Origin of the sequence: Akkermansia muciniphila (genome assembly GCF_018709685.1) — a bacterium.
Taxonomy (GTDB): Bacteria; Verrucomicrobiota; Verrucomicrobiia; order Verrucomicrobiales; family Akkermansiaceae; genus Akkermansia; species Akkermansia muciniphila_E.
This window is the reverse complement of sequence record NZ_JABDHQ010000004.1, coordinates 54,451-77,393: the sequence shown is the minus strand read 5'-3', so window position 1 is coordinate 77,393 and position 22,943 is coordinate 54,451. Positions and strand designations below refer to the sequence as shown.

Below are 22,943 nucleotides of genomic sequence, written 5' to 3'. Positions count from 1 at the left end.
CCTGCCGCACTTCCTGATGACCTTCCGGATATTCTTAAAAACGGTCCCGGTCCGGAGGGCGGGAAGTGCGGCATCTTTTCCTGTTTCCTCATCCAATCGTACTTCACTTTAAATCCATCATGAATGTCCACTATTATTCCGGGCTGCTGGGTGCGGCCTGCCTCCTTACTCCCTCCTATGGCGGCCTCATGGCTGATTCCATTGATCTCCAGACCTACCGTGATTTCGCGGAAAACCGGGGCATTTTCGACGTCAATGCCAGGAACGTAACCATTTACGACAAGAATGGCGATTATGTGGGAACCATCTCCAAAATGATGAATTTTGACGGAGTGGCGGACGCTCATCATGGAGAAGCGGCGCTGGTGGGCGGTCCCGGCTTCATTGCCACCGTGGCGCATGATTATGACAACCAGACCATCACGTTCACCAAACGCTTCGGCGCTACGCAGGGGACGCCGTTTTATGACGAATACCGGAGCGTAGTGCTGAAGAATGGGTGGGGGGACCAGAAGGATTCCACGTATGACTACCGGGTGCAGCGTCTGAGCAAGATCGTGACGGAGGCGGAATACGCCCCCTACCTGACGGACCCGGAATACCTGGACAATATGAAGGGACGCCTGGCGGTGCGGGCCGGAGCGGGAATGCAGGCGGTTGCCACCGGGGAGGGAAGGCAGGAGATAGTAGGGGGCGCCTATAGCTACCTGACCGGAGGAACGGTAGTTTTTGAGAACCAGGCCAGCGTTCCGGGAACGGGAGAACCGGACCCGGAGAATGCCAAGACTTACCCGGCCTACCGGTTCGGGTACAATTTCGGGAAACCTTCGGAATCCAGCCCCCTGCCGTCCGGCTCTCAGTCCGGGGACAGCGGCAGTCCCTGCTATGTATTCAATGAAAATTCCGGTCAATGGGAATGGGTGGGCGCCACGCAGTCCCATGGCGGCGGCGGTTACGGCACGTACAGCCAGATGCGTTCCGGCAACCAGTGGGCCAGCGATTACGTGGACAGCTTCAACCGCACCATCAGCGTTGCGACGAGCGGGGATGTGCTCTGGAACGTGACGGATGCCAATGGCAACGGTACCTTTGTGCAGGGAGACATCACTACGGATTATATCGGGCTGGCTTCCGGAGTGCGGGGGGATACCTCCACGCAGGGGAAGCGGGCTACGGATGCGCAGATAGGCGCGTGTTCCAACCTGATTTTTGACGGCTCCGGAGGTACGATCGTGCTTCAGGGTTCTGTGGATACCGGGGCGGGTTCTTTAACCTTCAACCGTGATTACGTGTTGAACGACGGGGGCGATTCTTCCCGGCGCCTGAACACGGCTGGTTTTGTAGTCAATAAGGGAGCTACAGTCACCACCTTGCTGACCGGAGCTTCCGGGGACGAGTGGCGGAAGATCGGGGAGGGAACCCTGGTGGTTAGCGGCCACGGGAACAATGTGGCGGACATCAACGTGGGGGGAGGCGGCCTGGTGGTTCTGGACCGTGACGGCTATGCGGCGCATAACGTTAAATTGAACGGCGGAGGGGCCCTGGTGCGCCTGGCGGGGGAAAACCAGTTGTCCGGGGAGTTCATCTTCGGCCATCGCGGGGGTACCGTTGACCTGTATGGGCATAACCTGTCCCTGTCCGCCATCACGCATCTGGATTCCGGAGCCTGCTTCGGCAATTTCCGCGCCAATACCGCCGTGACATTCACTTTTACGGGGAGCGGGGCGCAGGACTACCTTGGAGGTTTCATGGACAGCGGGTCCATGCGGAACGGCCAGCTTCATGTGGTGTACGCGCCCGGCACGGGGGAAGGGGCCGTCTGGAACCTGTCCGGCGCCATTATTAATTCCGGAACGTGGACAGTGCAGGGAGGTGAGGTGAAAGTAGCCGGGGTGCATACCCTGCACGCGGGCGGCTATGTGGATGAGAACGACTGGCAGACGGCCGTCTTTTCCACCGGGGTGGTGAATGTGGAGAGCGGAGCGCGATTCACCACCGGAGGGCATGCGGAAGTTGCTTCTTCCGTCATTGTGGCAAACGGCGGGACGTACGGCATCCTCTCCGGCGGCAGCCACAGAGGGGATATTACGCTGTCCGGTCCCGGCTCCATGATGCGGGCGGAGGTGGATAGCGGCACGGCCGTAGAATCCGGAAAAATATCCGGCAGCGGTTCTCTGATTAAGTCCGGGGACGGTGTCCTGCTTCTGAAAAACGGGAATAATGATTTTTCCGGAACCGCCCGCGTGGAAGGCGGCCTGGTGCATGCTTCTTCCGCGGGGTCGCTTGGAAAAACTGTCTGGACGCTGGATGCGGGAGGCGCCGTGGCCGTGGACGGATCTGATTTTTCCTCCATTGCCGGAAAGCTGAACCAGGCTTCCTCCGGCACGTTCGCGCTGCTGGAAGACCGGGCGGCAATTTCAGGCCTGGACGGATTCAGGAACTTGTCCCTCGGTGCGGTGGGAGAAGTGAATTTGGGAACGCACGGAACCACGGAACTTTTATCCGGCTGGACCGCGGACGGCGGCTGGGCCCTGGGAGGCGGCGGAGGAACGCTGACGGTCAATTTGAAACTCAGCGGTTCCGGCACTTTGTCCATCGGCAACGGTTCCAATACGGGTACCGTGGTGCTCGCCAACGCGCATAACAGTGATGCGGAAGGGGGAGCCGCCTTCTCCGGAGCCATTGAACTGAATGGGGGAGTCCGCCTTGCTTATACGGATATACGTTCCTTCGGGACTGAAACCGGAAATCTCCTGGTCAAATACGGAACGTCCTTCATTTTGGGAACGGAAGCGGACGCGGCGCTGGCGCATGTATCCCGCGCTTCCAGTGGCGTGCTTCTGCTGACGGGAAATCATGCGGAGAACCTGGACCTGGGCGGCATGGGATTAAATTCCGTTTACATCGGAGCGGACGGGGAGGCTGTCCTGTCCGGCTCGGTAACGGCCGGAACGCAGGGATATTTATTCGGCGGCAACGGCACGTTGACCGTTGCCTCCTCCCTGGCAGGCAATCATTCTCTGACGGTGGATGCGCAGGGGACGGGGTCCTTCGGCGGCGTCATCCTGGCCGCGGACAATACTTATTCCGGTGAAACGCGCATCCTGTCCGGAGCTTCCCTGACGGTTGGCAATGGAGGAACGTCCGGCGCCCTGGGAACGGGAGCCGTTGCCAATGACGGCACGCTGGCATTCAACAGGACGGACCGTGTGACGGCGGAAAACGCCATTTCCGGAACGGGGGCGTTGATCCAGAATGGAAGCGGCAATCTGGTGCTGACGGGGAACAACTCCTATACGGGCACTACTACGATTGCCGCGGGAACGCTCACCGTGGGGGACGGCGGTACCAGCGGTTCCCTGGGGACCGGGGCCGTGGTCAACAACGGCGTCCTTGTCTTCAACCGTTCTGATGCCTTTGCCGTGAACATCAATGTATCCGGCAGCGGAGCTCTCGTGAAAAACGGTTCCGGCACGCTCACCATCCAGAAGCGCCTCTCCTATACGGGGGGAACTACGGTTAATGAAGGAACGCTGGTCCTGGGCGCCGGGGGCGCCAATGGCATCATCCGCGGCACCCTGGCTATTCGGGAGGGAGCGCAGGTGACGCTGAAAGGGGGAGACAGCTTTGGTTACTCCGGAGGGAATGCTTCCGTCCGGGAAGTGGATATTACGGGAGGAACTCTCTATTTTGGGGACAAAGTCAACCAGACCTTCCAGAATACGATGTTCATTCTGACGGGAGCCACGGTGGACGGCGTTTCCGGGGGCCGCATGGATATGTGGACGAGTGCCTCCGTCTATGTAAATGCCTCCGGCAAGGCCTCTGAAATCAACAACGTAAACGTCCAGTTGCGGAGCGCCAGTCCCACTGTGTTCACGGTAGAGCGTGGAACGGCGGCATCTGATTTGAATGTCTCTTCCAACATCGTCAACTCCGGCAATGTGAAGGGCTCTTTCCGCAAGGAAGGAGCCGGCATCATGGTTCTTTCCGGCAGAAATACCTATTCGGGAGGTACGTATATTGACGGAGGAACGCTGGTCGCGGCTTCCAGCCAGGCTCTCGGGACGGGACGCACGACGGTCAATTCCAGCGGCGTCCTCCTTCTGGGCGGCCTGGGTGCGGATGCCGCTCCAGTCAGCCTGGGGAACAATATTCTGGTGAAGGATGGAGGCATCCTCTCCGGTTCCGCCACCCTGTCCGGTAACACGACCATGGAATCCGGGTCCATCTTTGAACTGACGTTTTCCATGGGCGGTTCCGCCGGGGATGAGCTGGCATGCAACAGCCTGATGCTCCAGTCCGGCATTTTCCAGATTGACGCGGGAGCCATGCTGAAGCTGGCGGGAGTGTCCATCGACTATTCCGCGGATTTCTGGGGGACTTCCCGCATCCTGAACTTCATTGAGGGCGGGGCGAATGCGGCGCTGACGGGCAATTTCACATTGGATATGTCTGCGGCGGGGGATTACGCCTCTTACGGGCAGTGGAGCCTCCAGAAGAGTGAGGATTCCAAGAATATGAGCATGGTATGGACGCCGAATGCGGCGCCGGAAGCTTCAATGACAGCAGCGTTAACGGCAACGGCGCCTGTTCCCGTCCCGGAACCGTCCGCCGCCATGCTGATGCTCGTGGTCTTCGGGGCGTTTGCGGTTCGCCGCTCCGTCCCTCGTAAATAACCGGGCCTGTCAAGATGCCGCACTTCCGGATGCCGTCCAATAAGGCCGTGAAAACGGTCCGTAGGCAGGAAAAGGGGGGCGGTGACTTGATGTGATGATTTACATGCATTCCAAAGAACATTTTTAAAGCATAAAAGAGTATTAACCTTTAAAATTTAATCCATGTTATGAATTTACATTATTCCTGTCCCTTCGGATTGTTGGGAGCGGCCTGCTTTCTCTCTCCCGTTTATGGCGGCCTGATGGCTGATTCCATTGACCTCCAGACCTACCGTGATTTCGCGGAAAACCGGGGTGTTTTCGACGTCAATGCCAGGGACGTAACCATCTACGACAAGAATGGCGATTATGTGGGAACCATCCCCAAAATGATGAATTTTGACGGAGTGGCGGACGCCCATCTTGGGGAGGCCGCTCTGGTGGGCGGTCCCGGCTTCATTGCTACCGTGGCCCATGATTACGATAACCAAGCCATCATCACGTTTACCAAGCGCTTCGGAGCTGCACAAGGAACTCCTTTTTACGATTCCTACCGGAGCGTGGTTTTAAAAAATGCGTGGGGAAATAAGCAGAATTACACCTATGATTACCGGGTGCAGCGTCTGAGCAAGATCGTGACGGAGGCGGAATATGCCCCCTACCTGACGGACCCGGAATACCTGGACAATATGAAGGGCCGTCTGACGGTGCGGGCCGGAGCGGGAATACAGACGGTTGCAACCGGAGAGGGAAAGCAGCAAACTGTGGGAAGTCCCTATAATTACTTGACTGGAGGGACGGTGGTTTTTGAGAGCCAGACCAGAGTTCCGGGAACGGGAGAGCCGGACCCGGAAAATGCCAAGACCTATCCGGCCTACCAGTTCGGGTACAAATTTAGGAAGCCTTCGGAATCCAGCCCCCTGCCTACCGGTTCGCAACCTGGGGATAGCGGCAGTCCCTGCTATATATTCAATGAGAACTCCGGCAAATGGGAATGGGTGGGCGCCACGCAATCCCATGGCGGCGGCGGTTATGGTATGTCCAGCTATATGCGTTCCGGCAACCAGTGGGCCAGCGATTACGTGGACAGCTTCAACCGCACCATCAGCGTTGCGGCGAGCGGGGACGTCCTGTGGAACGTGACGGATGCGGACGGCAACGGAACGTTCGTGCAGGAAGGCGTGACTACAGATTACATCGGGCTGGCTTCCGGAGTGCGGGGGGATACCTCCACACAGGGAACGCGGGCCACGGACGCGCAGATAGGCGCGTGTTCCAACCTGATTTTTGACGGTTCCGGAGGCACGATCGTGCTCCAGGGCTCTGTGGATACTGGGGCGGGTTCTTTAACCTTCAACCGTGATTACGTGCTGAACGACGGGGGCGATTCTTCCCGTCGCCTGAATACGGCGGGCTTCGTCGTGAACAAAGGCGCCACGGTCACCACGTTGCTGACCGGAACCTCCGGGGACGAGTGGAGGAAGATCGGGGAGGGAACCCTGGTGGTCAGCGGCCACGGGAACAACGCAGCGGACATCAACGTGGGGGGAAGCGGCCTTGTGGTTCTGGATCGTGACGGCTACGCCGCGCATAACGTAAAATTGAACGGCGGCGGAGTGACGGTGCGCCTGGCGGGAGAAAACCAGTTGTCCGGGGAGTTCATTTTCGGCCACCGGGGCGGCGTGGTAGACCAGTACGGGCACAACCTGTCCCTGTCCGCCATCACGCATCTGGATTCCGGAGCCTGCTTCGGCAATTTCCGCGCCAATACTGCCGTGGCGTTTACATTCACCGGCTCCGGAGAACAGAATTACCTGGGGTCTTTTTTGGATGGAGGCTCCCTGAAGAACGGATTGCTGAATGTGGTGTATGCTCCCGGCGCGGGAGAAGGTTCCGTGTGGAACCTGTCCGGAGCCATTCTCAACTCCGGAACCTGGACGGTGCAGGAAGGGGAAGTGAAGGTGGCGGGAGTGCACACCCTGCACGCGGGCGGTTATGTGGATGAGAACGACTGGCAGACGGCCAGCTTTGCCACCGGAATGGTGAATGTGGAGAGCGGAGCGCGATTCACGGCGGGGGGCCATGCGGAGGTGGCTTCTTCCATCCGCGTGGCGGACGGCGGGACGTACGGCATCCTCTCCGGAGGCAGTCACAGCGGGAATGTGGTTTTATCCGGCTCCGGAGCCGTCATGAGGGCGGAGGTGGATTCCGGTTCCGCAACGGAATCCGGCGTGATTTCAGGCGTCGGCTCCCTCGTGAAAACCGGGGAGGGAACGCTGGTGCTGACCGGGGCCAATTCCTATTCCGGAGGAACCGTCATTGATGCGGGGACGCTCGCCGTGGGGGATGGGGAAAAGGGCGGTTCTCTGGGGGCCGGGCCGATAGTCAACAATGGAATTCTTGCGTTCAACCTTCCCGGTTCATCTCTCCTCAATTTGGAGATATCCGGTACGGGGGCTCTCGTGAAAAACGGTTCCGGCATGCTCACCATGCAGAAATACCAGACTTACACGGGAGGAACTACGGTTAATGAAGGAACGCTGATGCTTGTTTCAGGAGGGGAGAAAGGCATCATCCGCGGGGAGTTGGCCATCAACCGGGGCGGAACGGTCTTCCTCCGGGGGATCGACAGTCTCGGCAATTCAGGAAATGAAACCTGCGTCAGCAAGGTGGAAATCAACGGTGGAACCCTGTTCGTGAATGATACGAGGAACCAGGCATTCAGGAAGATGACGGTTACTCTGGCGGGAGGAACGGTGGATGGCGTGGCGAAGGGGAGCATGGACGTCTGGACGGACACCGTTTTTCAGGTGAAGGCGGCGGACAGGGCTTCGGAAGTCAGGACGGTGAATGTGAAGCTGAGGGGAGGCGCCCCCACGGTCTTTGCGGTGGAGCGCGGCACGGCGGAAGCGGATTTGAAGGTATCCTCCAACATCGTCAATAACTCCGGGGCAAAAGGTTCTGTTGCCAAGACGGGAGAGGGGATCATGGTTTTATCCGGAAAGAATACCTATTCCGGAGGAACGTCCGTCAATGGGGGAACGCTGGCAGCGGCCTCCAGCCAGGCTCTCGGGACGGGACTGGCTACGGTCAATTCCGGCGGCTGCCTTCTTCTGGGCGGCCTGGGTACGGATGCCGCCCCAGTCAGCCTGGGGAATAATATTCTGGTGAAGGATGGAGGCATCCTCTCAGGTTCCGCCACCCTGTCCGGCAATGTGACGCTGGAATCCGGAGCTATCTTTGAACTGACGTTTTCCATGGGCGGTTCCGCCGGGAATGAGCTGGCATGCAACAGCCTGATGCTCCAGTCCGGAGTTTTCCAGATTGACGCAGGGGCCATGTTGAAGCTGGCGGGGGTGTCCATCGACTATTCCTCTGATTTCTGGGGGACTTCCCGCATTCTGAACTTCATTGAGGGCGGGGCGGACGCAACGCTGACGGGCAATTTCACACTGGATACGTCCGCGGCGGGGGATTACGCCTCTTACGGGCAGTGGAGCCTCCAGAAGAGTGAGGATTCCAAGGATATGAGCATGGTATGGACGCCGAATGCGGTGCCGGAAGCTTCAATGACAGCGGCGTTAACGGCAACGGCGCCTGTTCCCGTCCCGGAACCTTCCTCCTGCATGCTGTTGATGGCGGCGCTGGGAATGGTGTTCCTGCGCCGTCCCGCTCCGCGGAATGAATAAAAAGGGCCTGTGAATTCAGCGCGCCGCATTCCGGAAGGAGTGCGGCGCGTTGCTGTTCCTCCCGGTTATGGGAAGAAGGCGTAAGGGGTTAAAGAGACAGGATGCGCGCTCTCCGGGCAATTTCTTCCGGAGAAAGGGTGTACAGGCTGTCCAGCAGGGAGACGGCAAAAGACCCCGGAACGGGGCTTTGTTCAAAGGCCATTTCCCCCGCTATGCCCATTAATACGGCGGTGGATACGGCCGCCTGAAGCGGGGAGGGGGAGACGGCGGCGCAGGCGGCGGCCAGCGCCCCCATGGAACAGCCCACGCCCGTGACGCGGGACATCATGGCATGGCCGTTTTCCGTGGCAATGACCTGGCGGCCGTCCGTGGAATAGTCCGTGCGGCCCGTGACGAGGACAGCCGCCCCCGTGTGCAGGGCCAGTTCTCTGGCCGCTTGCAGGGCGTCCGCGCTGGAGCTGGTGCTTTCCGGCCCTTTCGTGACGGCGGAATAGCCGGCCAGGGCCATGATTTCAGAGGCGTTCCCGCGGATGATGCGGGGAGTCTGTTCTTTCAATTGCTCTGCCAGGCGCGTGCGCAGGGAGAGAGCGCCCACGGCCACCGGGTCCAGGACCCAGGGGATGTTCAGCCGGTTGGCTTCCTGCACCGCCGTCTGCATGACGGCGCCTTGTCCGCGCGTGACGGTGCCCAGGTTGACCAGCAGGGCGGCAGTTCCGCCACGGAGCATTTCCACCGTTTCCTCCGCGTCATTAAGCATGGCGGGAACGGCTCCCGCGGCCAGCAGCAGGTTGGCGGTCAGGGGCTGTACCACGGAGTTGGTCAGAGAGAGGACCAGCGGGGCCGTTTCCCTGATCTTTTCCAGATCGGAGGAGACGGCGCTGACAAGATCGGTTGATGAAGGCATGGAGCTGGAAGGAGTGCTTGTTGTTTCCGTATTTCCGGAAGTGCGCCAATCAGGCCAGCGTCCGTGCGGCGGCTTCCGGGTCTTCCACTCCGCAAATGGCGGAGACCACGGCAATTCCCGCGGCGGTTCCCGTGGCGCGCACCTGCCGGGCGCGTTCCGCATCCAGTCCGCCGATGGCTACGACGGGCAGGGGAGACTGTGACGCCAGCGCGGCGAAGCCATCCACGCCCAGTACGGGCGGGGCGTTCAGCTTGGAGATGGTGGGGAATACGGGCCCCATGCCCAGGTAGTCCACCAGGGAGGCGTCCACCGCGCGGAGCTGGTCCGCGTTGGAGACGGAGAGCCCCAGAATCCTGTCCGGGCCGATCATGGCCCGGACGGACGGCACCGGCAGGTCCCGCTGGCCGATGTGGACGCCGTCCGCGTCCAGCGCCAGCGCCAGGTCAACGCGGTTGTTGACGATGAAGGGAACGCCGCGGGACGCCAGGAAGTCCCGGATGGGCAGGGCTTCCCGGTAGCAGGTGCCCGCGTCCGGATTGGTGGAGCGGTATTGCACAATGGTGACGCCGCCGTCCACCGCCCTTTGGACGGTTTCCAGAAGGCTGTGGCGGCATTTGGCCGCTTCATCAGTGACCAGGTAGAGATGGAGGTTGAATTCTTTCATGGTAACGGAATGGGAGGGATCAGTCTGTGAACAGGGGGGTGGAGAGGTAACGGTCCCCCGTGTCCGGCAGCAGGACCACAATGGTCTTGCCCGCGTTTTCCGGGCGTTCCGCCAGCTTCGTGGCGGCCCAGAGCGCCGCTCCGGAGGAAATGCCCGTCAGCACGCCGTCCGTGCGCGCCAGCTCCTTGCCGGTGGCAAAGGCGTCTTCATTCGTGACGGTGATGACTTCATCATACACGGAGGTGTCCAGCGTATCCGGCACGAAGCCCGCGCCGATGCCCTGGATTTTGTGGGGGCCGGCGGTTCCCTGGGTCAGCACGGGGGAAGCGGACGGCTCCACGGCCACGATCCGGATTTCCGGATTGCGGGATTTGAGGTACTTGCCCACGCCCGTGATTGTGCCTCCGGTGCCGATGCCCGCCACGAAGATGTCCACCTTGCCGTCCGTGTCGTTCCAGATTTCCGGTCCGGTGGTGCGGAAATGGACTTCCGGGTTGGCCGGGTTGACAAACTGGCCGGGGATGAAGCTGCCGGGCAGTTCTGCGGCCAGTTCCTCCGCCTTGGCGATGGCGCCTTTCATGCCCAGCGCGCCGTCCGTCAGCACCAGTTCCGCGCCATAGGCCTTCAGCAGGTTGCGGCGTTCCACGCTCATCGTTTCCGGCATGGTCAGGATGATGCGGTACCCGCGGGAGGCGGCTACCGCCGCCAGGCCGATGCCCGTGTTCCCGCTGGTGGGCTCAATGATGACGGAATCCGGCTTCAGGGCTCCGGAAGCTTCCGCGGCGTCAATCATGGCCCGGGCAATGCGGTCTTTCACGCTGCCGGCGGGATTGAAGTATTCCAGCTTGGCCAGAATAGTGGCGTTCAGGCCGTTTTTGCGTTCGTAATTGACCAGTTCAAGCAGCGGAGTGCCGCCGATCAGTTCCGTAATGTTGCCGTAAATTTTCATGACTTTTAAAAATAAGAGCGTTGTTGCCGTTAAAGTGTTAGAGAATGGAGCGGAACCCGTGTTCCAGATCCTCAAGGATGTCGTCAATATGTTCCGTGCCGATGGAAAGCCGCACCGTGGAGGGCGTGATGCCGGCTCCCCTAAGCTCCTCTTCCGTCATCTGGGAGTGGGTGGTGGAGGCCGGATGGATCACCAGGGACTTCACGTCCGCCACGTTCGCGAGCAGGGAAAATAATTCCAGGCTTTCGCAGAACTGGCGAGCTTTTTCCGCGCCGCCCTTGATTTCCACGGTGAAGATGGAGCCGCCGCCGTTCGGGTAGTATTTCCGGTAAAGTTCGTGGTTTGGATGGTCCGGGAGGGAGGGGTGGTTCACTTTCTCCACCTGGGGATGCGCGGCCAGGTAATCCACCACGCGCAGGGCGTTCTGTACATGGCGTTCCACTCGCAGGGAGAGGGTTTCCAGTCCCTGGAGCAGCAGGAAGGAGTTGAACGGGCTGATGGTGGCTCCCGTATCCCGCAGCAGGGTGATGCGGATTTTCGTGATGTAGGCCGCAGGGCCGCAGATGTCCGCCAGCACGGCGCCGTGGCAGTTCGGGTTGGGCTGGGTGATGCCCGGGAATTTATCGTTCTGCGTCCAGTCGAACTTGCCGCCGTCCACAATCACGCCGCCCATGGCCGTACCATGGCCGCCGATGAATTTGGTGGCGGAATGCACCACCACGTCCGCGCCGTGTTCCAGCGGGCGGAACAGGAAGGGGGAGGCGAAGGTGTTGTCCACAAGGAGCGGGATTCCGTGGGCGTGCGCCACTTCCGCCAGAGCCTCAATGTCCGCGACGTTGGAATTCGGGTTGTCTAGGCTCTCCACATACAGGAGCTTGGTGTTTTCCCGGATGGCCCTGGCAAAGTTGTCCGGGTCGCTGCCGTCCACGAAGGTGGTTTCAATGCCGGATTCGGCAAGCGTATGGGCAAACAGGTTGTAGGTGCCTCCGTACACGTTGGCGGCGGAAACGATGTGGTCCCCGGCGCGCGCGATGTTCTGGACGGCGTAAGTGACGGCGGCCGCTCCGGTGGCTACGGCCAGCGCGCCTATGCCCCCTTCCAGGGCGGCGATGCGCTTTTCAAGCACGTCTGCCGTGGGGTTCATCAGGCGGTTGTAGATGTTTCCCGGTTCCGCCAGGGCAAAACGGGCTGCCGCCTGTTCGGAATCCTTGAAGACATAGGAAGCGGTGGCGTAAATAGGCACGGCACGGGCATCCGTGGCCGGGTCCGGATTTTCCTGGCCCACGTGGATTTGGCGCGTTTCAAAACGATAATTCTTATTCATATTTTCTATATTCCTATCGGGAAAGTAGGGAATAGATAGTTAAAGGAAGGGAAGATGTCAAGCGCCGGGTAGGGAAAGTGGGACATGCGGCTGAAACCGGGTGAGTTGAAAAAGCGTTCCGGCCCGCCGGGCGCCGGTTAAATGCCTGCGCCGTAATCGCAGCCTATCTCCTTCTGCTGTTCCATCAGGTCTTCCAGCGTGACGCGGTGAAGGTAATTCTCAATGACCTGCTGGAGCCCCCGCCAGAAGGGCAGTGTGGCGCAGCCTGCCGCACGCGGGCACGGGCTTTCCGGAGCCGCCGTGCAGGAGATGGGGAGAAGGGAGCCTTCCGTCAGTTTCAGGATATCTTCCGTGGTGTATTCCCGCGGATGCCGGGACAGGCGGTAGCCGCCGGACTTGCCCCGGAAGCTCTGGACGAAGCCCGCTTTCAGCAGGATGGCGATAATTTGTTCCAGATACCGCACGGTGATGTCCTGCCTGGCGGAAATCTCCTTCAGGGAGACGTAGCCGTCGTCGCGGTGCCGGGCGAGGTCGATCATCAGGCGCAGTGCGTAACGTCCTCTGGTGGAAACCTTCATCATACGGGCTAACTAAACGATATTTCAGGCTGCGCGTCAATCGGGAATGAAGGCACCGCGCGGAATAAACGGACAGCGTGAACCGCTTCTCCGCCAGGCGCCTCAGCAGCTGTAGTGGCGCGGCACGCGGGGGCCTATTCCGGTGAAGATTTCCCAGGAAATGGTGCCGGCCTTTTCCGCCAGTTCCGTCACGGGAATGTTCGGTCCCATGATTTCCACGGCCATGCCCGGTTCCGGATGGGGAACGCCGCTTACGTCCACCATGATCTGGTCCATCGTCACGCGCCCCAGCAGCGGGCAGGAGACGCCGTCCACCATTACGCGGGCGCCCTTGTGGGCCAGGGAACGCAGGTAGCCGTCCGCATAGCCTATGCCCACGGTAGCCACCTGGGTGGGATGATCCGTTACAAAGGTGCCTCCGTAGGAAATGCCGTGCCCCTCCGGCAGCGTGCGCGCCACCGTCAGGCGGGAGAACAGGGCCATGGCCGGCTTCAACTGCGCGGCCCATGGGGAGGGAATGGGGGAAAAGCCGTACAGCACCAGGCCGGGACGGCACAGGTTGTTGGAGGGAATCTCATAATCCAGGGAAGCGGCGCTGTTGGCCAGGTGGCAGTACTTCAGGGGCAGTTTTTCCCGGATGCGGGCGGCCATCCGTTCAAAGCGGGCGATCTGCTTCAGCGTCAGCGCCCGGTCCTCATCCGCGCAGGGCAGGTGCGCGCCCAGCCCTTCCATGTACAGGCTGTCCAGCTCCCCCAGGCGGGAGAGCAGTTCCTCAAGCTGGTCCGGCAGGAAGCCGCCGCGGCCCATGCCCGTATCCACGGAAATATGGATGGGGAGCGTCTTTCCGTACAGCCTTGCCAGGGAATTGTAATGCACGGCCTCCTCCATGGTAGAGATGAAGGAGCGCCAGCCGTTCAGCACGATTTCCTCCCGTTCCTCCGGAAAGGAGGGGCCCAGGATGTAGGGCCTGGTACGGCACCCCGCCTGGCTGATGCGCCGCGCCTCCCCCACATTGGCCACTCCAAAGAAGGTGATGCCTTCCGAATCCAGCGCGCGGCAGACCTGTTCCAGCCCGTGGCCGTAGGCCCCGGCCTTTACTACGGGCATGTAAAACTCGCCTTTGGCCGCCTGCTTGACGACGTTCAGGTTATGGCGGATGGCCCCGAGGTCGATTTCGGCCCAGGCGCGGGGGGGGCTGGTAACTGGCATGGTGGAGAAAGGCGGAGAGGTTGGAAAAGGAGAGGGACGGCATGCGGTCCCGGTACGGAGGGATTGTCCGCCTTTGCCCGTGCAATGCCAGACGGATTTTTGTCAGTCTTGCGGCAAAAAGAGGGGATGGCCGCGGAAGGCGTGCGGACATCGTCCGGCATCCGGGTCATTCCGGTTTTTGCGCTACGGCGCCGGGACTGGCAGCGGAAGGCTCCTGCCCTGGAGGGGAAGATGCGTGCGGGGCGTCCCGCAGGGTTTTCAGCAGGGCCGCCATGGTGTCTATGTCCTCGTCCGTCATGGAGGACAGGCCGTCCAGCTTCTTCTTGATGGCTTCAATCTCCTCCTCCCTGTACGGCAGCGGTTCTCCTGCATGGGGATGCAGGAAGAAGGAGGTGATGGTGCTGGTGAGCGTCCCCACAAAGCCGATGCCCGTGAGCATCAGGAACACGGCCAGGAACTTTCCGGGGGTGGTGACCGGGTAGGTGTCCCCGTAGCCCACGGTGGTGGCCGTGACGAAGGACCACCAGATGCCGTTGGGCAGGCTCATTCCCTCCGCCAGGTGGATGCCCACGGCGCCCAGCAGGATGATGACCAGGGCGGCGATGCAGATATACTTGAACCCGTTCGTGTTGAAAAAACGCCTGATGCGCGTGGTGAACCTCATGGCGTAGGAGAACAGGTCCAGATACCTGGCGAGCCGCAGGATTTCCCCAAGCGAGGCGAACCGGAACAGCCGGAACAGGACGTCAAAGGGGATGATGGCCAGCAGGTCCCACACGTGCTCCTTCATGAAGGTCCATTTGTGCGGGCTGAAGGAGAAACGGACGGCGTAGTCCAGAACGAAAATCCAGTAAATCACCCGGTCCGCCGTGACTTCCCATTCGGCGGCCTCGGAAGTCAGGTCAATGGCGGCCAGCGTTACGGCCACCAGGGCCAGCAGGCACATGCCGGACTGGTAGGCCAGTTTCAGGAAGAGGAAATGCCGGGGCGTGCGGTGGAATGCGTTCATGACGGGGGAGGTAAAAGGAAAAGCCGCCCCCGGCAGGGAGCGGCTTTTAAAAGGAGGCCGTTTTTCTGCCGGAGCCTACTTCAGCAGAAGCTGCTCCATCAGGGCCTGGGAGGACTGGGCCAGCACGGCGGGATCATCCAGCATGCCGGCGCGGAGCAGGGCGGTGTTCGCGATCTGGTCCGCCACCATCTGGGCCAGTTCCGGATTTTCCGTCCTCAGGGCGGAGAGTTTTTTCACCAGCGGGTTGGAGGGGTTCAGTTCCAGCTGGGGATGGCTTTCAGGAATTTCCTGCCCCATGGCTTTCATGTACGCCCTCATTTCCGGGCCCATGTCATTGCCGGTCTGGAGGGCCACGGCGGGACCGCTGACCAGGCGCTTGCCCAGCGTCACCTTGGAGAATTTTTCCGGATATAGTTCCTTCATCCATTCTTCCAGGGCGGTGGCCTCTTCCTGGGGAAGGGCGTCCTTCCGTTCTTCCTCCAGTTCCGGAAGTTCCACGTCCGCGCGGTCAATCATCGTGACGGGCTTGCCGTCCACGCTGGACAGGGAATCCAGCACGAACTCGTCCCCGTGGTCCGTGAAAAAGGCCACCTCATATCCGCGGGCCTTGAAGGCTTCCAGATACGGGCTGTTCTCCAGATGGGAGCGGGAGGGTCCGGTGAGCGCGTAAATGGCGGTCTGCCCTTCCTTCATGCGGGTGATGTATTCCTCAAAGGAGGTCGTTTCCCCCGCATCCGTAGCGGTGGACTCAAACCGGAGCAGCTTGCCCAGGGATTCCTTGTTCGGCCAGGAGGTGACCACCCCTTCCTTCAGGTAGCGGGAAAACTGGCCGTAGAATTCCTTGTACGTCTCCTTCTCGTCTTTGGCAAGTTTGTCCAGGTGTTTGATGAAGCGCTTGGTGATGATATCGCTGATCTTGCGCACCAGGGAATTGTCCTGGAGCATTTCACGGGAAATGTTCAGGGGAAGGTCCTCGCTGTCCACCACGCCGTTCAGGAAGCGCAGCCATTCCGGCAGCAGGCCTTCCGGCTTGGCGTCAATCAGCACGCGCTTGCAGTACAGGGAAACGTTGGCGTCCACGCGGCCGAAGCCGAACATCTCCGGATTCCTTCTGGGGATGAAGAGCAGGGCATTCAGCACAATGGGGGCGTCCGCGCTGAAATGCATGTAGGACATGGGCTTTTCATCCGTGTGGGAAATGAACTGGTAGAACTCGTCATATTCCTCCGGCTTTACATCGGACTTGGACTTGGACCAGATGGCCTGGACGGTGTTGATGTGCTCCCCGTTGAAATTGATCGGAAAGCCCACGAAGTTGGAATAACGGCGCAGAAGTTCCTTCACGCGGTATTCCTGGGAGAACTCCTCATATTCATCCTTCAGGTGGATGACGATGCGGGTGCCGCGGTCCAGCGGTTCGTCCAGCGTTTCAATGCTGTAGCCTTCCCTCCCGTTGGAGGTCCAGCGCAGGGAGGGCGCCTCTGGTTCATGGGAATGGGTGAAAACCTCCACCTGGTCCGCCACCATGAAGGAGCTGTAGAACCCCACGCCGAACTGGCCGATCAGGTCCGCGCCGCCTTCCTGCTTCTGCTTGAGGGCCTCCATGAATTTCTTGGTGCCGGAATGGGCGATGGTCCCCAGGTTTTCCACCAGGTCCGCCTCCGTCATGCCGATCCCGGTATCCGCGATGGTGATGGTCTTGTTCTCCTTGTCCGTGGCGATGGTGATTTCCAGGGGCTTGTCCGGCTGGTAGATGTTGGAATCCGTCAGTTGTTTCAAGCGCAGCTTCTCCAAGGCGTCGGAAGCGTTGGAAACGAGTTCCCGGACGAAGATTTCACGGTCGCTGTAAAGGGCGTTGATGACAATGTCCAGCAACTGCCGGACTTCCGCCTGAAATGGATGTGTTTCTGTATTCATGTGGAAAAATGTGTTGCGGGTGCCATTATAGGGACCTCGTCAAGGGGATGGACAGTTTTTAAGCGGTGGCAGGAATACCCCATGTCACAAAAACGGTCTTTTTCCGGCCATGTTCACGCCGGAGGATTTTTCCTTGAAACAATTCTGGAAACTAATCAGTATAGTTTTATAAACATGATCCTTTCACCCTTTTTGAAAAAGGGGGCCCTTTTACTGGCCCTCTGCGGCATGCTGGGCGGCGGCGTGCTTTCCGCCCAGGAAACCGGGCCCGTTCCGATTACGGAAGCGGGCCTGAAGGCGCTGGATTCCAACGTCTTCACCAATGACTTCATGCTGGCGCTGAAGCCCAATGTCACGCGTGACCGCATTGCCAAAATCAAGGATCCCTTCGTGCGCGGGCTCGCGCAGCAGATGGCGGATAAAAAATATGACCGCAAGGCACGCGCCATCACGGCGGAACCGTATGAACCGGTGAAGGACCTGGCGGACCGCCTGCGCACCAGCCAGTACAGCAAGTTTGAAAACCCCACCGGCATCTTTTTTGAGGAAGGGGAGGACGTACTGCTGATAATGGGAGACCCCAAGGGCGAAAAGCTGAACCTGGTCATCCATAACTTCGGGCGCGACGGGGGGCGCAGCTCCTATCCCCTGAAGGAGGGAATCAATATCATCAAGGCGAAGAACAAGGGACTGGGCTACATTGAATACTTCACGCCCAACTACAAAAAGGCACCCAAGGTGCACCTGTCCATTCCGTCCGGCAAGGTGAACGGCGTGTTCGTGGGCAGCGTGAGCAAGAACAGCGACTGGAAGAAGATGCTGGAAAATTCCCCCACGGAAGTCGTGGACATCGTGGGCAGCCGCGTCCATCTGGTGTACCCGGTGGAGGAACTCAAAAAATTCTGCCCGGACAAGGGAGAGGAACTCATCGCCCTGTACGACAAGATTATCGGCATGGAACAGCAGATCATGGGGCTGTACAAGTACAAGATGCTGCCCAAAAACCGGATGTTCGGCCGCGTGATCTGGAACGGCTTCATGCACGCGGACGGCACGGGCGCCGCCTTCCACAACGGCACCATGGGGGAAGTGGGCAACCCGGACAAGATTCCCGGCAGCGCCTGGGGCATTGCCCATGAATTCGGCCATGTGAACCAGGTGCGCCCCGCCATGAAATGGGTGTCCACCGGGGAAGTGACCAACAACATTTACTCCGCCTACGTGAATTACATGCTGAACCCCGGCAGCATGCGCCTGGAGCATGAACGCATCAACGGCGGGGATGGAAACATGATCGGCGGCCGCTTCAACGCCTACCTGAACAACGGCGTCCTGAAGGGGGAGAACTGGCTCATCCAGGCCGGCCCGGACAAGCGTTCCGGCGGGGACAACCGCCCCATGGTGCATGACCACTTTGTCAAGCTGGCTCCGCTGTGGCAGCTTGAGCTGTATTTCAAGGTAGCCGGGAAGGGCAACCCGGACTTTTATCCGGACATTTTCTACAAGGCCATCAAGATGGATACCAAGGGCAAGAAGGATGGAGAGCTTCAGCTCGCTTTCATGAAGAACGCCTGTGACGTCTCCAGGCAGGACCTGACGGACTTCTTCCAGAAAACCGGTATGCTCAAGCCCATTGACCAGGAGCTGGACGACTATACCTGCGCCCGCATGACCATCACGGAATCCGACTGCAAGAACCTGGTTGCCTACGCCAGGAAATACAAGAAGCCGGAAAGCCCCGTCATTTACTACATTTCCGTCAACAGCGTGGAAGCATATAAAAACCGCCTTCCCGTCCGGGGCGCTTACAACCAGGGCATCACGGAAAAGGGCGACCGGCGCATCATCTCCCATGACGTGTGGAAAAACGCCGCCGTCTTTGAAACCTACAAGGACAAGGAAATGGTCCGCATCACCATGGTGGGAACGGATTCCAAGGATAATTCCTCCACCACGGTTCCCTATCCGGAGGGCTCCACGCGGATTGAAGCCGTTTCCTGGGATGGCAAGCGTACGCTGGCATACGGCAAGCGTCCCGCCAAATAACAACTTAAGAGGTTAGCGTGTTCGGGCGCCGCCGTTCTCCGGAACGGCGGCGCTTTTTCATGGGAGGCTTCTCAGGCCGCGCGGCATGCTCCGCTCCGGTGTATTTTTCATGGCCGCGCTGCTTGGGAACAAGGGGTTGATTCATCCGTCTTTCAGGCTTCTTCACCACCGGGTTTCAAGTTGCGCTTTCCGTCCTCCCCCGCCAGGTGGTTTCCCGGCCCTTGTAAAGAATAGTCCCTCCGCTTCCCTGGGTTGGATTCAGCAATGAAGCCCCCAGGGTGGGTTAACCGCAGAGAGGCGCGAATCAACCTTCCGCTCCCGGCCGGGACGGTACGTGGTCAAGACACCGTGTATTCCCGGTTCACCGTAAAATTGTGCACGGCGGCTTGAAGGATGATCTTTTCAGCATGTGCCTCTTTCCGGAAGAATCGGCCCGGCTTATCATTGCCGGAGGGAATCTTTACTGCGTAAAAAACCGCCCCTGCTTTCGGCAGGGGCGGTGAGGGACGAGATTATGGGCGGAAAGAACTGTTATTTGTTGCAGCAGCAGGATTCCCCGGTCCTGGCCCGGCCAAGGCGCGCTTTCAGGATGCGCTTGAAGTCCGTGCCCAGCAGGATGACGCCTCCGGCCATCGTGGCAATGTCCTTGATGACCAGGCGGCCCGCTCCGGACAGGTAGGGGAAGCCGTGGTTGGGGCCTCCCAGGTCAGGCACCCACGTCTCCGGCGTGGTAATCAGGAAGGACAGGGTGCCTGCGGTCATGATGATGAGCAGGCAATCGCCGATGACGCCCACCTTCGGGAAAAAGATGCCCAGCAGTACAAGCGTTCCGATGGTGACGATCAGGGTTCCCAGGCCGTAGGAGAAACCGTAGGTGTTGTTTTCCTTATGCCAGGCAATGTTGGCCGGAACCACAGCCCCCTCCTTGTTCATGTGCTGCTTGTATTCTGGAGCCTCCTTGTTGTAGAAGAAACTCATCATCGGGCTGTTGGCCACAAAGGGAACGATGCCGTCCGCTTCATACTGGAAGGCCTTGAGGCCGCCAATCCAGGCGAAGACGATGAAGACGGCTACCCTCAGGAAATTGATGCCGAAGCGTTGGAGTTTATCGGCATACTGAAGGCATTTTTCAGGGGACGGGCATGTGGTAAACATATCCGCTTGTAATACTGAAAGGATTCACCGTCAAGGGAATTTAGTTTAATTCCTTTTATTCCTATAGGGATATAAAAAGCAAAAAAAGCGTAAGATATTCTTTTTTAGACTGATGGTGTTTTTTCGCTATGAATGAGGGAAAATGGGAAAGAAGGGAGAAAAATGGACTGGCGTCTCCCGTTTTTACTTTCATGACCGGCCCTTGTCCTGAACAGGAAGGGATGCGGAAAGTCTTTGCGGAGACTGGAAGAAAGCTTGCGGGCTCCTTCTCCATGCGCGGTTCATGTCCGCATTCCGTCCAACCGCAACGCGGTTTCCCGGCCCTTGTAAGAAAATCAGGGGCGTTCCCTGCCTGGCGGTTTTATGTCCGCTCTCCCTTCAACGTGACAAGCTGTTTCCCGGAAAAGTGGTTTACTTTTGAACGGGCGCGGGCACGGGACTGTATAACATGGGATGGATAAGGCAGGAATTTCCGGAAGCATGAAGGGAAAGATGCTGCTGTTTGTGGCTTTTTTAATCGTTTGTTTCAACCTGCGCACCGGGTTTGATTCTCCAGATCCGCTGTTGGGGACGATTGAAAAGGACATGGGCCTTTCCCTGGAAAATTCAGGGCTGTTTGCCCTGCTGCCCGTGTTTGTGCTGGGCGTGGCGGCTCCCATTTCCCCGCGCGTGGCGCGCTGGATGACGCCGTGGAAGATCATTTTCTGGTTCCAGCTTCTGGCCGTGGCCGGCATTTTCTGGCGCAGCTGGGACGGCGTGGCCGGCTTGTACGGCGGCATGATTCTGATGGGGCTGGGCATGGGGATTGCCGGAGCGGCCATTCCCGGACTGATCAAGCACCAGTTCCCGGACCACGCCTCCGCCATGATGGGCGTTTACAGCGCCATGATCGGGGTAGGCAGCGCGGTGGCCTCCGGTCTGTCCGTTCCCATCTCCAACATGCTGGGCGGCTGGCGCTTTGGCCTGGGGATTTGGATTATTCCCATCCTGCTGGGCATGCTGGTATGGGGCGCCTACTTTCTCAAGCATCCCGTCGGCGTGCTTCAGCGCGATCCGTCGGCTTCCGGAAACAATCTGCTGCACAGCAGCAAGGCATGGCAGGTCACCATCTTTTATTTAAGCCGCGTGGGAGCCGCCTACTTCTTTTATACCTGGATTCCCATCTTCCTGAGGCAACGCGGCATGAGCTACGTGGACGCCGGCTTCATCCTGTCCGTAGCCATGTTCGCCCAGCTTCCCGCCACGCTCGCCGCGCATGCCCTGGAAAAAGCCACGGGGGGCAGGGGCCTTCTCATCGTGATGGCCATGGCGCTGGCGGCCCTTTCCTGCTGGGGCATCCTGTACCTTCCGCTGGACTGGGCCCTCTGGATGGCCATTTTGTTCGGCCTGGCGACGGGAACCGTGTTCAGCCGCGGGATGGCGCTGATGGTGGAACGCGCCCGGACCCCTTCGGAATCCATCAGGCTTTCCGGCATGGCCCAGGGCATTGGCTTTACCATGGGCGCCGCTCTGAGCCTGCTGTTCACCTCCTTCCTGCACCCGGGCGGCTCTTTCCTGACCTTCGGTCTGGTATACACCTTTTTCTGCGTGCTCGGCATGATTTCCGGCCGCATGTCCGCCCAGCCGGGATATGTGTGACCTGGGGGGAAGATGATAATGATTAAGGTTTAGCGGTTAATTGTAGAGGCGGTTTCTGTTTAAGAAACTTTTCCGCCTGTTTTATTTGCTTTTACAGAAAGTCCGCATCGCCCGAAGGGCTTGACGCTGGCGGGGGGGACGGGTAAGCTCTTGCCCGTCAAATTTTATGAAGGAAGAGATTGTACGCATTCAACGGGACGCTCTGGCGCGCATTGCCCAGGTGTCTGACAGGCGCGGCGTGGAAGACGCGCGCGTAGCCATCCTTGGCAAAAAAGGGGAACTGACCATGGCCCAGACGGGCATGAAGGATGTTCCCAGGGAGGAAAAGCCCGCCGTCGGCCAGTTGCTCAACGAGGCCCGCAAGGCCATCACCGAGGCCCTGGACGCCAAGCTGGAGGAAGTGCAGGCCCAGGCGGACAAGGCCGCCGTGGCCGGCGTTGACCTGACGCTTCCGGCCCGCTCCCTGCCGCAGGGCGGCCTGCATCCCCTCACGATCGTGCGGGATGAAGCCATCCGCATTCTGCGCCACATGGGGTTTGCCCTGGCGGACGGCCCGGAGATTGAGGACGAGTTCCACTGCTTTGACGCGCTGAATACGCCGGAGGACCATCCGGCCCGCAATGAGAAGGATACGTTTTACTTTGATTCCGGCAAGCTGCTGCGCACGCACACCTCCACCGTGCAGATCCGCTCCATGGAGAAGCAGACGCCCCCCGTCCGCGTGATTTCCCCCGGTTCCGCCTACCGCCGGGACGAGATTGACGCCACGCACCTTTCCGCCTTCAACCAGCTGGAAGGCCTGTATGTGGATACGGACGTTTCCGTGGGCGACCTGAAAGGGACGCTGGAGTACTTCCTGCGCGCCCTCTTCGGCTCTGACACGGAGGTGCGCTTCCGCCCCCATTTCTTCCCGTTCACGGAACCCAGCTTTGAAATTGACGTGAAGCTGAAGGTGGACGGTCAGGAACCGCGCTGGGTGGAGATTGCCGGATGCGGCATGGTGGACCCGAATGTCTTTGAAGCCGTGGACCGCGAGCTGGGGCTGGAACCCGGCGTGCAGGCCCGCTACACGGGGCTGACCGGCTTTGCCTTCGGCATCGGCCTGGACCGCCTGGCCATGATCCGCTGGGGCATCCGGGACATCCGGGCCCTGATTGAGAACGACGTGCGCTTCCTTGCCCAATTCCAATAATTCTTACTTTA

At 59.7% G+C, this 22,943-nt stretch carries 15 protein-coding genes; 5 read left to right on the top strand and 10 right to left on the bottom strand.

Annotated elements, in window-relative coordinates; translation table 11 throughout:
- Window positions 1-119: 119 nt before the first annotated feature.
- Both HHJ06_RS03975 and HHJ06_RS03970 read left to right on the top strand, forming a co-directional pair.
- Entirely contained in the window at window positions 120-4,679 is a 4,560-nt protein-coding gene (locus HHJ06_RS03975) for a S6 family peptidase (protein WP_215427804.1), read from the top strand.
- A gap of 167 nt (window positions 4,680-4,846) precedes the next feature.
- Entirely contained in the window at window positions 4,847-8,347 is a 3,501-nt protein-coding gene (locus tag HHJ06_RS03970) for a S6 family peptidase (protein WP_215427802.1), read from the top strand.
- An 88-nt stretch (window positions 8,348-8,435) separates the two neighbouring features.
- Here the strand turns inward: HHJ06_RS03970 and thiM are convergent, their stop codons facing one another.
- From thiM to htpG, 8 genes are all read right to left on the bottom strand, one after another.
- Window positions 8,436-9,251, bottom strand: a complete 816-nt coding sequence (gene thiM, locus HHJ06_RS03965; protein WP_215427800.1) for a hydroxyethylthiazole kinase — start codon at window positions 9,249-9,251, stop codon at window positions 8,436-8,438.
- Window positions 9,252-9,300: 49 nt separating this feature from the next.
- A complete protein-coding gene (gene thiE / locus HHJ06_RS03960; protein WP_215427798.1) occupies window positions 9,301-9,915 on the bottom strand; it encodes a thiamine phosphate synthase in 615 nt (204 codons plus the stop codon).
- A gap of 19 nt (window positions 9,916-9,934) precedes the next feature.
- Window positions 9,935-10,864, bottom strand: a complete 930-nt coding sequence (gene cysK / locus HHJ06_RS03955; RefSeq protein ID WP_215427796.1) for a cysteine synthase A — start codon at window positions 10,862-10,864, stop codon at window positions 9,935-9,937.
- 37 nt (window positions 10,865-10,901) lie between these two features.
- Window positions 10,902-12,188: an O-acetylhomoserine aminocarboxypropyltransferase/cysteine synthase family protein gene (locus tag HHJ06_RS03950; protein ID WP_215427794.1), complete on the bottom strand. Its 1,287-nt coding sequence runs from the start codon at window positions 12,186-12,188 to the stop codon at window positions 10,902-10,904.
- A gap of 137 nt (window positions 12,189-12,325) precedes the next feature.
- Complete coding sequence (locus tag HHJ06_RS03945; protein WP_343206599.1) at window positions 12,326-12,766, bottom strand: RrF2 family transcriptional regulator; 441 nt, start codon at window positions 12,764-12,766, stop codon at window positions 12,326-12,328.
- 102 nt (window positions 12,767-12,868) lie between these two features.
- Window positions 12,869-13,975 (bottom strand): alanine racemase, encoded by a 1,107-nt coding sequence (gene alr, locus HHJ06_RS03940; protein WP_215427790.1) that lies wholly within the window; start codon window positions 13,973-13,975, stop codon window positions 12,869-12,871.
- 166 nt (window positions 13,976-14,141) lie between these two features.
- A complete protein-coding gene (locus tag HHJ06_RS03935; protein WP_215427788.1) occupies window positions 14,142-14,984 on the bottom strand; it encodes a potassium channel family protein in 843 nt (280 codons plus the stop codon).
- 75 nt (window positions 14,985-15,059) lie between these two features.
- On the bottom strand, window positions 15,060-16,901 hold the full coding sequence (htpG, locus tag HHJ06_RS03930) for a molecular chaperone HtpG (RefSeq protein ID WP_215427786.1): 1,842 nt from the start codon (window positions 16,899-16,901) through the stop codon (window positions 15,060-15,062).
- A 174-nt stretch (window positions 16,902-17,075) separates the two neighbouring features.
- Here htpG and HHJ06_RS03925 point away from each other — a divergent pair, with 174 nt between their 5' ends.
- Window positions 17,076-18,947 carry a M60 family metallopeptidase gene (locus HHJ06_RS03925; RefSeq protein ID WP_215427785.1) on the top strand — a complete coding sequence of 624 codons (1,872 nt, stop codon included), beginning with the start codon at window positions 17,076-17,078 and terminating at the stop codon, window positions 18,945-18,947.
- Between the two features lie 4 nt (window positions 18,948-18,951).
- Here HHJ06_RS03925 and HHJ06_RS03920 read toward each other — a convergent pair whose 3' ends face one another.
- Window positions 18,952-19,092 carry a hypothetical protein gene (locus tag HHJ06_RS03920; protein WP_215427783.1) on the bottom strand — a complete coding sequence of 47 codons (141 nt, stop codon included), beginning with the start codon at window positions 19,090-19,092 and terminating at the stop codon, window positions 18,952-18,954.
- Window positions 19,093-19,478: 386 nt separating this feature from the next.
- Entirely contained in the window at window positions 19,479-20,102 is a 624-nt protein-coding gene (locus HHJ06_RS03915; RefSeq protein ID WP_215427781.1) for a DUF417 family protein, read from the bottom strand.
- Between the two features lie 480 nt (window positions 20,103-20,582).
- On the opposite strand from HHJ06_RS03915, the gene HHJ06_RS03910 reads away from it, so the two are divergent.
- Together HHJ06_RS03910 and HHJ06_RS03905 are read left to right on the top strand one after the other, a co-directional pair.
- Window positions 20,583-21,740 (top strand): CynX/NimT family MFS transporter, encoded by a 1,158-nt coding sequence (locus HHJ06_RS03910; RefSeq protein WP_215427779.1) that lies wholly within the window; start codon window positions 20,583-20,585, stop codon window positions 21,738-21,740.
- Between the two features lie 166 nt (window positions 21,741-21,906).
- The gene (locus tag HHJ06_RS03905; protein ID WP_022396059.1) at window positions 21,907-22,932 is read left to right on the top strand and encodes a phenylalanine--tRNA ligase subunit alpha; all 1,026 of its coding nucleotides are present in this window, start codon (window positions 21,907-21,909) and stop codon (window positions 22,930-22,932) included.
- Window positions 22,933-22,943 lie beyond the last annotated feature (11 nt).

What these genes read in the sequence shown, in the direction of transcription:
- HHJ06_RS03920 (WP_215427783.1), bottom strand. Translation starts at nt 19,092, where the DNA reads ATGAATCAACCCCTTGTTCCCAAGCAGCGCGGCCATGAAAAATACACC.
- HHJ06_RS03915 (WP_215427781.1), bottom strand. Translation starts at nt 20,102, where the DNA reads ATGTTTACCACATGCCCGTCCCCTGAAAAATGCCTTCAGTATGCCGAT.
- htpG (WP_215427786.1), bottom strand. Translation starts at nt 16,901, where the DNA reads ATGAATACAGAAACACATCCATTTCAGGCGGAAGTCCGGCAGTTGCTG.
- HHJ06_RS03935 (WP_215427788.1), bottom strand. Translation starts at nt 14,984, where the DNA reads ATGAACGCATTCCACCGCACGCCCCGGCATTTCCTCTTCCTGAAACTG.
- HHJ06_RS03910 (WP_215427779.1), top strand. Translation starts at nt 20,583, where the DNA reads ATGAAGGGAAAGATGCTGCTGTTTGTGGCTTTTTTAATCGTTTGTTTC.
- cysK (WP_215427796.1), bottom strand. Translation starts at nt 10,864, where the DNA reads ATGAAAATTTACGGCAACATTACGGAACTGATCGGCGGCACTCCGCTG.
- HHJ06_RS03945 (WP_343206599.1), bottom strand. Translation starts at nt 12,766, where the DNA reads ATGAAGGTTTCCACCAGAGGACGTTACGCACTGCGCCTGATGATCGAC.
- HHJ06_RS03950 (WP_215427794.1), bottom strand. Translation starts at nt 12,188, where the DNA reads ATGAATAAGAATTATCGTTTTGAAACGCGCCAAATCCACGTGGGCCAG.
- HHJ06_RS03975 (WP_215427804.1), top strand. Translation starts at nt 120, where the DNA reads ATGAATGTCCACTATTATTCCGGGCTGCTGGGTGCGGCCTGCCTCCTT.
- HHJ06_RS03970 (WP_215427802.1), top strand. Translation starts at nt 4,847, where the DNA reads ATGAATTTACATTATTCCTGTCCCTTCGGATTGTTGGGAGCGGCCTGC.
- alr (WP_215427790.1), bottom strand. Translation starts at nt 13,975, where the DNA reads ATGCCAGTTACCAGCCCCCCCCGCGCCTGGGCCGAAATCGACCTCGGG.
- thiE (WP_215427798.1), bottom strand. Translation starts at nt 9,915, where the DNA reads ATGAAAGAATTCAACCTCCATCTCTACCTGGTCACTGATGAAGCGGCC.
- thiM (WP_215427800.1), bottom strand. Translation starts at nt 9,251, where the DNA reads ATGCCTTCATCAACCGATCTTGTCAGCGCCGTCTCCTCCGATCTGGAA.
- HHJ06_RS03925 (WP_215427785.1), top strand. Translation starts at nt 17,076, where the DNA reads ATGATCCTTTCACCCTTTTTGAAAAAGGGGGCCCTTTTACTGGCCCTC.
- HHJ06_RS03905 (WP_022396059.1), top strand. Translation starts at nt 21,907, where the DNA reads ATGAAGGAAGAGATTGTACGCATTCAACGGGACGCTCTGGCGCGCATT.